Below are 11923 nucleotides of genomic sequence, written 5' to 3' on the forward strand. Positions count from 1 at the left end.
ACGCCGATACCACTGGACGACCGGGCACCGACGCGTCCCGGATTCTTCGGACTCTGCAGGAGCAGGCAATGGAACTGACGACCTCCTTTCGTGCGTACCGGGCCACGGCCCTGGCCGGGCTGACCGTGGTCGCGCTGCTGGCGGTGGTGAGCTGGCTGGTGCTGGGGCCGCTGGGCCGCACCAGCGACCGCCTCGACTACCTGGAGCACCGCCGCATCGCCCCGTCGCTGGCGCTGCACGAGCTGCGTGCCAGCCTGGCCGAGTTCCGCGCGTTGGAGCTCGGCCAGATCGTGCACGTCGGCGATGCTGCCGAGGTCGCCGACTACGACCAGCGCCTGGCCGACACCCGCCAGCGCCTGGATCGCGCCTGGAGCCACTACGCCGCGACCGCGCCGGAGGGCGACGAGGCGCGGCTGCGCAGCTCGCTCAAGAGCCGGCTGGACAGCTACCTGGACCTGCACGCCCGCATCGCCGAGGCCGCGCACGCCGGCGACAAGGCGCAGGCCAAGGCGCTGTCCACGCGCCAGGCGCTGCAGCAGCGGCGCGAGCTGTTCACCGAACTCAGCGCGCTGATCGCCCGGATCGACCAGCGGGCCGGCCCCGACGCCGGCTGACGCCCCGGCCCTCTTCCCAACGGCGCAACGCCGGCCGCCGCCGGCACTGCAGGAGCACTTCGATGAAATGGTTTTCGGATCTGAGGATCGTCTACAAACTGGCCCTGGTGTTCGCCGTGGTCAGCCTGCTGACGCTGCTGCTGGGCCTGTTCGTCTACGACCGCACCTCGCAGTCGATGGCCGAGTTCCAGCGCGTCGAGGGCAAGTGGATCCCGGCCACGCAGTCGCTGGCGGAGATCCGCGCGCAGCTCGGCGAAATCCGCACCTACGAGCTCGCGCAGCTGTCGCGCATCGACGAGCCAGACGCGGTCGCCGACTACTTCGCGCGCATTCAGAAGGCCCGCGACGAGGTCGCCCGCCAGCAGGCCCGGTTCGAGGCCACCATCCAGGAGCCGGCCGAGCGCCGCCTGTACGACGCCGTCGCAACCTCGCTGGCCGCCTACCTGGCCGCCAGCCAGCGCATGGGCGAGGCCGTGCGCGCGCACGACGCCGCGGCCGCGCAGACCGTCTCGGACAAGGAGTCGCGGCCGCTGCGCCGCGACCTGTTCGAGAAGCTGATCGCGCTCAACGAGCGCAACGTCGGCCAGCTGGACCAGGAGATGACCGCCACCCACGCGCTGCTGGCACGGACCCAACTGTTGATCGTGGGCATGCTGCTGGCCACCCTCGGCGTGGCGCTGGGCACCGGCTGGCTGATGGCGCGCAGCATCAATCGCCAGTTGCGCTCGGCGACCGCACTGTCGCGCGCCGTCGCCCAGGGCGACCTCGACAGCCAGGTCGAGCGTGGCGGCCGCGACGAACTGGGCCTGCTGATCGACGACATGCTGGCGATGCGCACCCGCATCCGCGAGGTCGTCGACGCGCAAAACGAGATGGGACGCCAGCACGAGCTGGGCTGGATCAGCTACCGCATCGACCAGGACGCCTTCCCCGGCGAGTACGGCGCAATGGTCCGCAACACCAACGACCTGGTCGCCGCCCACATCGCGGTCAAGATGCGGCTGCTGGGGATCACCCAGCGCTACGGCGTGGGCGACCTGTCGGTGGACATGGACGAGCTGCCCGGCGAGAAGGCGGTGCTCACCCAGACCATGGGCGAGGCCAAGCGCAACCTGACCGCCATCAACACGCAGATCCAGCAGCTGGCGCAGGCCGCCAGCGTCGGCGACTTCTCGCTGCGCGGCGACGTCAGCCGCTTCGACAACGACTTCCGGGTCATGGTCGAGAATCTCAACACCATGATGGCCACCGCCGACACCAACCTGGCCGCGTTCTCGCAGCTGCTCCAGGCCATCGCCGACGGCGACCTCACCGCGCGCATGGACGGCGAGTTCCATGGCGTGTTCGCCACCATGCGCGACGACGCCAACACCACCGTGCAGCGCCTGACCGAGATCGTCGGCCGCATCCAGCATGCCTCCGGCTCGATCAACACCGCCGCCAGCGAGATCGCCAGCGGCAACGACGACCTGTCGCGCCGCACAGAACAGCAGGCCGCGAGCCTGCAGGAGACCGCGGCCTCGATGGAGGAGCTGACCTCCACCGTCAAGCAGAACGCCGAGCATGCGCGCCAGGCCAACCAGTTCGCCATCGGTGCCGCGGACGTCGCCTCGCGCGGTGGCGAGGTGGTCGGCCAGGTCGTCACCACGATGAGCGGCATCGAGGCGTCCTCGAAGAAGATCGCCGAGATCATCTCGGTGATCGACGGCATCGCCTTCCAGACCAATATCCTGGCGTTGAACGCCGCGGTGGAAGCGGCGCGTGCCGGCGAACAGGGCCGCGGCTTTGCGGTGGTGGCCAGCGAGGTGCGCACGCTGGCGCAGCGCTCGGCCGGCGCCGCCAAGGAAATCAAGGGCCTGATCGACGATTCGGTCGGCAAGGTCGCCGAGGGTTCGGCACTGGTGCACACCGCCGGGCAGACCATGGGCGAGATCGTCACCAGCGTGCAGCGCGTGACCGATATCATGGGTGAGATCTCCGCGGCCTCGCAGGAGCAGTCGGCCGGCATCGAGCAGGTCAACCACACCGTGACCCAGATGGACGAGGCCACCCAGCAGAACGCCGCCCTGGTGGAGGAAGCCACCGCCGCCGCCCGCGCGATGGAAGATCAGGCCGGGCAATTGTCCGATGCGGTGGCGATCTTCAAGATTCAACAGATGCCCGCGTTGCCTGCAGCGCCGGTCCGCACCGCGACGCAGCACCAGGCAAGCACCAGGCAAGCTGCCGCCAAGCGATCGGCCGCAGCAGCGGCGACGCCTGCGGCCAGGTCGAACAACACCGCTGCGGTGGCGGCGCGCACGCCGGCAACGGCAACCGCCGGCAACGATTCGAGCTGGCACGAATTCTGACCGCGACCTCCGATTGCCAGGCCGCCGCCCGCGCGGCCGGCACGGCCAGGCCCCGACAGCGATGCCGGGGCCTGGCGTTTTCAAAGACTGCGAACAAACGCCGGCGCTGCGCCCATTTCCTCGATTCCCATGCAATCGCGCCGTCTGTCGAAAGGTGATCAAGCGCAGGCTTCGGCGGCCGATACAGGGAACAACGAGGGCTGCCTGGCCCCCGCTACGTCCAAGGAGGTCCGCATGCCTACCGTCAACTCACCGCGCTCTGCCCGCCACATGCTGGGTTCGGTATGCGCCGTCGCGCTGCTGGCTGCCAGCGTCTGGTTGCCGCCGTCCTTCGCAGCACCGGCCGCGCCGGTGTCGGTCCTGCTGGACAACGTGCCGATGAGCGCGCTGCAGTCGCTTGCCACCGACCTGGTGCAGTTGCGCGACGACCAGCGGGCGCAGCTTGCCGCAGCGCACGACCCCGCCCGTATCGAAGCCTACGACGAACGTCTGGGCAACCTGCGGCAACGCATTGCACGGCATGCAGGCTACTTCCAGGCCAGCGCGCCGCAGGGCGAGCAGGCGCGCCAGTTCGCACTCGTGCAGCAGCAGTTGGGTCGGTACCTGGCGCAGCATCGGCAGGCCGATCGCGCCCTGCACGACGGCGACCTGCAGTCTGCGCAAGCCCTGTCGCTGGGCCATGCGGGCGATACGCGGCACCTGCTGTGGACCGAACTGCAGACCCTGCAGCAGTCGGTGGCAAGGGTCCGCAACACGCAACGCGATTGAGCCATGCCCGCGTGACGGCGCCGATGGTCGCAGCGGTGTCGCTGCCTCCCCAACCGGCCCTGCGCTGCGCCAAACCACGCGACCTGCCGTGGCGTTCCTCAAATGCCCTGGCTGGCCCAGCTGATCCTGGTGCCGCATACCCTGCCCGCCCGTGTGCGCTGCCGCCGCGCCTTCATGGCAACCGTGTGACGCGCGCGGCATGCGGCCGCCACCGCGTCCAGAATCGCTGAAAACCGCCATCCGATCGGTGGCCGCGTAGTGCTCAACATTTTGGGGATCAGGTCGCTATTCGACTTATCCCGGTCACCCTGCCTTGCTGGATACCTGCCATGACGTTCAAGACCACGATTGCAAACACGCTGGCCAACGTTCCGCTGAAGCGCAAGTTTCTGGCACAGACCGCGCTGGTGGCGCTGGGCATCATCGCGTTGGCGGTGATCGCCGCACGCATGCAATACGTGGACCTCACCGATACGCGCCGCGATGGGCTCAAGAGCCAGATCGAGATGGCGATCGCGGTGGTCAATGGCTACGCCGAGCGCGCCGAAAAGGGCGAGATGGATGTGGACAGCGCCAAGAAGGCCGCATTGCATACCTTGTCCACCATGCGCGCACGTGGCGGCGTGGATTACATCTATGTCACCGACCAGGCGCCGGTGATGCTGATGCACCCCACCCGCCCGGACCTCGACGGCAAGCCGCTCAACGATGTGCTGAGCCCCGATGGCAAGCGCATTTTCCCGGCCTTCGTCAGCGCGGCGCAGTCCGGCGGCGGCTACGTCGACTACGCCTGGGCCAAGCCCGGTGAAAAGGAGCCGGTGCAGAAGACCTCGTACGCATCGCTGTACAAGCCGTGGGGCTGGGTGATCGGCACCGGCGTCTATCTGGACGATACCCAGTCGCAGGCGCTGGCCTTCACCGGCATCGTCACCCTGGCCGGCGGCGTACTGGTGCTGCTCAACCTGTTGGTGGGCTGGCTGATCGGCAATTCGATCCTGGAGCCGGTGTCGCGCGCGCTCGCCGCCATCAAGGGCGTGGCGCGTGGCGATCTGAGCGTGCGCACCGCACAGCATGGCAGCGATGAAATCGGCCAGATGCTCAAGGCCACCGACGACATGGTGCACACGCTGGAGCGCTTTTCCGCGCAGACCAAGGTGATGATGCACATGCACGCCGGCGAAGACGTCAGCCACCGCATGCCTACCGATTTCCCCGGTGTCTACGGCGAACTGGCCGGCGGCATCAATACGATGATCTTCGAACATCTGGACGCCATCATCGATACGATCGGCATCCTCAACGAATACGCGCAGGGCGACCTGTCGCGCGACGCCGCGCGGCTGCCCGGCACCCGCGCGGTGCTCCACGAAGCGATGGATGCGGCCAAGGCCAGCCTGCTGGCCATCAACACCGAGATCAAGCGCCTGGCCCAGGCCGCAGCCAATGGCGACTTCAGCCAGCGCGGCGATGCCACGCGCTTCGAACACGACTCGGCGCGCATGATCAACGACCTCAACGCGATGATGGAAGTCAGCGACCGCAACCTGGGCAAGCTGTCCGAGCTGCTGGCGGCGCTGGCCGAGGGCGACCTCACCGCGCGCATGGATGGTCAGTTCCACGGCGTGTTCGCACGCATGCGCGATGACGCCAATACCACTGCCACGCAGCTGGCCGGCATCGTCGGGCGCATCCAGCAGGCCGCCGGCTCCATCACCCGGTCGGCCAGCGAGATCGCCGCTGGCAACAACGACCTGTCGCAGCGTACCGAGCAGCAGGCTGCCAACCTGGAAGAAACCGCCGCCTCGATGGAGGAGCTCACCGCCACCGTCAAGCAGAACGCCGAGCACGCACGCCAGGCCAACCAGCTGGCGATCGGTGCCGCCTCGGTGGCCTCGCAAGGCGGTCAGGTGGTCAGCCAGGTGGTGGACACCATGTCCGGCATCCAGACCTCGTCCAGGAAGATCGCCGACATCATCTCCGTCATCGACGGCATCGCCTTCCAGACCAACATCCTGGCCTTGAACGCAGCGGTGGAAGCGGCACGTGCCGGCGAACAGGGCCGCGGCTTTGCGGTGGTCGCCTCCGAGGTACGCACGCTGGCACAGCGTTCGGCCGGCGCAGCCAAGGAGATCAAGCATCTGATCGACGACTCGGTCGGCAAGGTGGCGCAGGGCTCGGCACTGGTGGATCAGGCCGGCAAGACCATGGCCGACATCGTGTCTTCGGTGCAGCGCGTCACCGACATCATGAGCGAGATCTCCGCCGCCTCGCAGGAACAGTCGGCTGGCATCGAGCAGGTCAATCTCACTGTCACCCAGATGGACGAGAGCACCCAGCAGAACGCAGCGCTGGTGGAAGAGGCCACCGCCGCCGCCAACGCCATGCAGCAGCAGGCGCAGCAACTCGACGAGGCGGTGTCCAGCTTCCGGGTGACGGCGGCCTCGCCCGTGCAGCGTGGCACCGGTCGCAGTGCTGCGCGCGCAGAGGCCTTGCCCGTCGCCAGCTGATGGCCGCAAGATCGCTCCCCGCACCGCCTCCGTCAAGTCATCGCCTCGGAAGGGCGTGGCGCGCCATCGGGCCGGGCAGACCGGCAATGCGCTGAAGAAAGCGTTTATTGCCGCAGAGTCGATCGCCAGCGCCCTGCTGGCGCAGCGTGCGATGGCTGGGCAAGCCGCGATGCGGCGGCGGCGATCGTGCACGACCAGTTGCAGAACCATCCCAATGGGTGCACATGGGCGCGTGCCCACCTGCCTGCCACCGCTGTGTTGCCAGCGGCATGATCGCGGCACACGCAAGCCGGACACCGCACCGTTCATCCGTCGAAGATAAAGAATCATATACGGCAGCCGCTAGCGTCGGAGAGCGCTCCTGCGCAATGCCCCGGAGTAACTGATGAACAAGTTCAACGATTGGCCGATCCGCCGCAAACTGATGTTTGCCTTTTGCCTGAGTGCCGTGCTGACCGCCCTGCTGGGCGGGCTCGGCCTTTCGCGCATGCGGCAGATGCAGCAACAAACCACCCTGATCAACCAGGACGTGGTGCCGGTGCTGAGCCGCCTGTCCGAGCTGCGCGGGTTTGCCGGCGAATTCCGCGTCTATGAAGTAGGCCAGTTCGTCAATCTGGACGATCCGCAACGCTATGCGGTGTTCTCCAAGCGCATGGACGAGATCCACGCCAAGTATCTTGAAACGCAAAAGCTGCTGGACGCCAAGATCGGTGCCGCCTCGCCGCTGAAGGCCGAGTACGCCAAGCTGACCGACGCCAGCACGCGCTACTTCGCCGCCAACCAGCAGCTGCGCACGCTCTATGCACAACCGGACCGCGCTGCGGCGATGGAATTTTCGAGCAAGCAGTCCGGCGAGATCCGCAAGGAACTGTTCGCTTCGGTCGACAAGCTCTATGCGCAGCAGTCCAGGGCCCTGAGCGACATGGTCGCGGCCAGCACCGCGTCGTTCGAACTGACCAGCGTGATGTTGCTGCTCGGCACGCTGCTGATGGCAGCGCTGTCGGTGACCTTTGGCTGGCTGATCGCGCGCAGCATCACCAATCCGCTGTCCAAGGCGCTGGGCGCCATCAAGGCAGTCTCGCGCGGCGATCTGAGCGTGCAGGTCAACAAGACCAGCAATGACGAAATCGGCCAGATACTCGACGCCACCGGCAGCATGATGCAGATGCTGCGCCGCTTCAGCGACGAAACCGCGCGTATGTCGCACCTGCATGCGGCCGAAGACATCACCCACCGCATGCCCGAGGATTTCCCCGGCGTGTACGGCACGCTGGCCGGCGGCATCAACACGATGATCTTCGAGCATCTGGATGCCATCACCGACGCGGTCCGTATCCTCAACCAGTACGCGCAGGGCGACCTGACCCAGGACGCGCGCCGCCTGCCGGCCAGCCGCGCCATCCTGCATGAAGCGATGGATGCGGCCAAGGCAAGTCTGTTGTCGATCAACACCGAGATCAAGCTGCTGGCGCAGGCCGCAGCCGCAGGCGATTTCAGCGCACGCGGCGACGCGGCGCGCTTCAAGTACGACTTCGCGGTGATGGTGGCGGATCTGAATTCGATGATGGAGGTCAGCGACCGCAACCTGGGCAAGCTGTCGCAGCTGCTCGGCGCGGTGGCAGAAGGCGATCTGACCGCACGCCTGGACGGCGACTTCCACGGCGTGTTCGCGCGCCTGCGCGACGATGCCAATGCCACCACCCAGCGCCTGACCGACATCGTCGGGCGCATCAAGCACTCCACCCTGGCCATCAACACCGCCGCAGGCGAAATCGCCGCCGGCAACCAGGACCTGTCGCAGCGCACCGAGCAGCAGGCCGCCAACCTGGAAGAAACCGCCGCCTCGATGGAAGAGCTTACCTCCACCGTCAGGCAGAACGCCGAGCACGCACGCCAGGCCAACCAGCTGGCGATCGGCGCAGCCGATGTGGCCTCGCACGGCGGCAGCGTGGTCGGCCAGGTGGTCACCACCATGTCCGGGATCCAGACCTCGTCCAAGAAGATCGCCGAGATCATCTCCGTCATCGACGGCATCGCCTTCCAGACCAACATCCTGGCCTTGAACGCGGCGGTGGAAGCGGCGCGTGCCGGCGAACAGGGCCGCGGCTTTGCGGTGGTCGCCTCCGAGGTGCGCACGCTGGCACAGCGTTCGGCAGGCGCGGCGAAGGAAATCAAGAGCCTGATCGACGACTCGGTCAGCAAGGTCGCCGAAGGCTCGGCGCTGGTGAACCAGGCTGGCAGCACCATGAGCGAAATCGTCTCGTCGGTACAGCGCGTGACCGACATCATGAGCGAGATCTCCGCCGCTTCGCAGGAACAGTCGGCCGGCATCGAGCAGGTCAACCAGACCGTCACCCACATGGACGAAGCCACCCAGCAGAACGCCGCGCTGGTGGAAGAAGCCACCGCCGCCGCGCGGTCGATGGAAGAACAGGCCCAGCAGCTTACCGAAGCGGTGGCCTTGTTCCGCCTGTCGGCCGAGCGGGAAGCGGTGACGCGCGCAACACCGGTGGTGCGCCAGATCGCTGCCAAGCGGCCTGCTGCCGCCAGCGCACCGGTCACCAAGCCACCGGTCGCCAGGCCCGCTGCACGCGCCGCGGCGGCATTGGCACCGTCCAACGAGTCGGACTGGGCCGAGTTCTAGGACACGCCCGCAGCGAGCCGCGTGCTGCCGCCGCAACACGGGCCGCTACCCTCGGAACGCGTCTGTTTTCCGCACCGTTTTTACGCAGGCTCATCGATACAAGCGGCCCCGTGCCGCTGCCACAAGCGGCCAAGCTCGTCTGCTTGCCGCGTGGCGCGGTGGCGCGGTGGCGCGGTGCATTCGCGCGCCGCGTGCGTACTGCACCCATGCGGGCGATCGCATGGCGCCGTGGTGCAGCGCGGTCGTCGGCAGCGCCATGACCGCCTGACGAACGCATTGCCGCATCAGCCGGTGCTTGCCAGCTGAGCATCTTTCGCCACGGCAATGTCGCATCGCGCCCGACTGAGTGAAAAGAATGTGAATCCGCCGGCAGGTGCGCCGACGTAGACAGCGCTCCGAGCAGCGTTCCCGGCCTGTTTGTGCACATGCGCCTCACTTCGGTGACGGTCGCCCATACGTGGCGACGTCGGAACGTTCAGTCACCCATTCGCTGGCCGTTACCTACAACGGCATGCCTACCTGCCTTGCAATCGCCCGGGTCGCCGTGTGACCCGGGCGATGGATCGGCTGGATGCCTGCCTGCTGCGCCGTCACTGCGCATCGCCTACGCGTCCGCCCGACGCGTCTTGTTCTTTCTTGCACACTGCCTCGAGACCCCAAAATGATCGCTCTTCTTCAACGGTACAACGTCGGCAAGCGCCTGAGCTTCGCCTTCGGCACCCTGATCGTGTTGTCGTGCGCGCTGGTTGCCGCCGGCCTCTACACACTGGCGCAGGCCCGCGACCGCATGGACACGGTGGTCAACCGCAACATCGCGATCATGCAGTACACACAGGACATGGCCAACGCCACCTCGGTCATCGCCGTGCAGCTGCGCAACATCGTGTTGCCGACCTCGCAAGAAGACAATCTGCGCTTCTATGCCATCATCAAAGACCAGCTGAAGAGCTACGAAGACACTCGCCGCAAGCTGTACGAGTTTTCTGCCTCGCCTCGAGCCACCCAGATCCGCGAGCGGATCGATCTTGCCAGCGACCAGGCCCGCAAGACCAACGAAGACGTCGCGCAGCTGGGCCTGACCGGCAAGCCCGAAGAAGCACTCAAGCTGCTACTGGACAAAGCCGCACCGGCGACCGCGCAGTGGCAAGACACCTTGACCGAATACTCGGTGCTGCAGCGCATGCGCACGACGGAAGCCTACGCAGCGACCACCACCGAAATGGCCCGTGGCCGTGCGATGCTGATCGGCGGCGGGCTGGCGGTGGTGCTGTTCAGCACCGTGCTTGGCTTCCTGATCACCCGCAGTCTGGTGCGCCCGTTGACCCAGGCCACCCGCGCTGCCGAAGCGATCGCCAACGGCAATCTCGACAACGATGTGCGCACGCAATCCAACGACGAAACCGGCCGCCTGTTGCAGGCCATGGATCGCATGCAGGGCCAGGTACGCAATCTGATCACCGCACAGCTGGACATGGCCAAGCGGCACGATGACGGCCAGATCAGCTTTCGCATGGATGCTGATGCATTCCCGGGCGAATTCGGCCGCATGGCAAAGGACACCAATGCGCTGGTCGGCTCGCACCTTGCGGTGAAGATGCGCCTGGCGCAGATCATGGGCCGCTACGCGATTGGCGACCTGTCCGAGGACATGGAAAAATTGCCCGGAGAAAAGGCCCTGCTCAGCGACACCATGGCACAGGTCAAGCTCAACCTCGGCGCGATGAACACCGAGATCAAGCGACTGGCGCTGTGCGCGGCGAGCGGCGACTTCAGCGCCCGCGGCGATACCGAGCGCTTCCAGTACGACTTCCGCGTGATGGTGGAAAGCCTCAACAACCTGATGGCGACCGCCGACGGCAATCTGCAGTCGTTGTCCGGTCTGCTGCATTCGATCGCCGCCGGCGATCTCACCGCACGCATGAGCGGCCAGTACCAGGGCGTATTTGCGCAGATGCGCGACGACGCCAACGCCACCGCCGAACAGCTGGCCGGCATCGTGGGCCGCATCCAGACCGCTGCCGACGCGATCGGCCTGGCATCGGGCGAGATCGCCTCCGGCAACCAGGACCTGTCGCAGCGCACCGAACAGCAGGCCGCCAGTCTGGAAGAAACCGCCGCTTCGATGGAAGAGCTCACCTCCACCGTCAAGCAGAATGCCGAACACGCCAGCCAGGCCAACCAGCTCGCCATCGGCGCGGCGGCAGTGGCCTCGCAAGGCGGCGATGTGGTGGCCCAGGTGGTCACCACCATGTCCGACATCCAGAGCTCGTCGAAGAAGATCGCCGAAATCATCTCCGTCATCGACGGCATCGCCTTCCAGACCAATATCCTGGCACTGAACGCAGCGGTGGAAGCGGCGCGCGCCGGTGAGCAAGGCCGTGGCTTCGCGGTGGTTGCCTCCGAGGTACGCACCCTGGCGCAGCGTTCGGCCAGTGCGGCGAAGGAGATCAAGCAGCTGATCGACGACTCGGTCGACAAGGTCACCCAGGGCGCCACCCTGGTCGATCAGGCCGGCACCACCATGGCCGAGATCGTGGCCAGCGTGCAGCGCGTCACCAACATCATGGGCGAGATTTCCTCCGCGTCGCAGGAGCAGTACTCCGGCATCGAGCAGGTCAACCAGACCGTTACCCAGATGGACGAAACCACCCAGCAGAACGCCGCGCTGGTGGAAGAAGCCACCGCCGCCGCACGTGCGATGGAAGAACAGGCCCAGCAGCTCACCGAAGCGGTCGCCGTGTTCAAGGTCGCAGAGCACGCACCGATGGCGCGCCGGTTGTCGGCCATTGCCAATGCGCCCGCCAATGCCCGCGGCACACCGCGCCCGATCGCCCGCACCAGCAGTGCCGCGCCGTTGCGGCGCAGCGCCGCAGGCGCATCCGCGACGACAACCGACGTGGGCGACTGGCAGGAGTTCTAAGCGGCACTGACCGCTGCCGGCAACGCGCGTGTCTGTGCGCGAGGGACACACCACGCCCAGGCACGCGGCCATGTAATCCGCATCAGCAGCATCTTTATCACGGCACCGCACACGCGGTGCCG

General features: G+C 66.8%; 6 protein-coding genes. All 6 read left to right on the plus strand.

Annotated features, from left to right (window positions below; genetic code table 11):
* Nucleotides 1–68 precede the first annotated feature (68 nt).
* The 6 genes from XarjCFBP7645_RS10800 to XarjCFBP7645_RS10825 all read left to right on the plus strand — a co-directional run bounded on the left by XarjCFBP7645_RS10800 (nucleotide 69) and on the right by XarjCFBP7645_RS10825 (nucleotide 11801).
* Nucleotides 69–614, plus strand: coding sequence for a Tar ligand binding domain-containing protein (locus XarjCFBP7645_RS10800; protein WP_104537483.1), 546 nt, complete (start codon nucleotides 69–71; stop codon nucleotides 612–614).
* Nucleotides 615–676: 62 nt separating this feature from the next.
* Nucleotides 677–2962 carry a methyl-accepting chemotaxis protein gene (locus XarjCFBP7645_RS10805; RefSeq protein ID WP_104537484.1) on the plus strand — a complete coding sequence of 762 codons (2286 nt, stop codon included), beginning with the start codon at nucleotides 677–679 and terminating at the stop codon, nucleotides 2960–2962.
* A 234-nt stretch (nucleotides 2963–3196) separates the two neighbouring features.
* On the plus strand, nucleotides 3197–3730 hold the full coding sequence (locus XarjCFBP7645_RS10810; RefSeq protein ID WP_104537485.1) for a hypothetical protein: 534 nt from the start codon (nucleotides 3197–3199) through the stop codon (nucleotides 3728–3730).
* 329 nt (nucleotides 3731–4059) lie between these two features.
* The gene (locus tag XarjCFBP7645_RS10815) at nucleotides 4060–6237 is read left to right on the plus strand and encodes a methyl-accepting chemotaxis protein (protein WP_104537486.1); all 2178 of its coding nucleotides are present in this window, start codon (nucleotides 4060–4062) and stop codon (nucleotides 6235–6237) included.
* Nucleotides 6238–6622: 385 nt separating this feature from the next.
* Nucleotides 6623–8881 (plus strand): methyl-accepting chemotaxis protein, encoded by a 2259-nt coding sequence (locus XarjCFBP7645_RS10820; protein WP_104537487.1) that lies wholly within the window; start codon nucleotides 6623–6625, stop codon nucleotides 8879–8881.
* 661 nt (nucleotides 8882–9542) lie between these two features.
* A complete protein-coding gene (locus tag XarjCFBP7645_RS10825) occupies nucleotides 9543–11801 on the plus strand; it encodes a methyl-accepting chemotaxis protein (protein ID WP_104537488.1) in 2259 nt (752 codons plus the stop codon).
* Nucleotides 11802–11923: the final 122 nt, after the last annotated feature.

The sequence above is a fragment of the Xanthomonas arboricola genome (genome assembly GCF_002940665.1).
Classification (GTDB): Bacteria; Pseudomonadota; Gammaproteobacteria; order Xanthomonadales; family Xanthomonadaceae; genus Xanthomonas; species Xanthomonas arboricola_B.

Bases quoted from the DNA above. Each gene is read 5' to 3' on its own strand.
- XarjCFBP7645_RS10800 (WP_104537483.1), top strand. From the start codon at position 69: ATGGAACTGACGACCTCCTTTCGTGCGTACCGGGCCACGGCCCTGGCC.
- XarjCFBP7645_RS10805 (WP_104537484.1), top strand. From the start codon at position 677: ATGAAATGGTTTTCGGATCTGAGGATCGTCTACAAACTGGCCCTGGTG.
- XarjCFBP7645_RS10810 (WP_104537485.1), top strand. From the start codon at position 3,197: ATGCCTACCGTCAACTCACCGCGCTCTGCCCGCCACATGCTGGGTTCG.
- XarjCFBP7645_RS10815 (WP_104537486.1), top strand. From the start codon at position 4,060: ATGACGTTCAAGACCACGATTGCAAACACGCTGGCCAACGTTCCGCTG.
- XarjCFBP7645_RS10820 (WP_104537487.1), top strand. From the start codon at position 6,623: ATGAACAAGTTCAACGATTGGCCGATCCGCCGCAAACTGATGTTTGCC.
- XarjCFBP7645_RS10825 (WP_104537488.1), top strand. From the start codon at position 9,543: ATGATCGCTCTTCTTCAACGGTACAACGTCGGCAAGCGCCTGAGCTTC.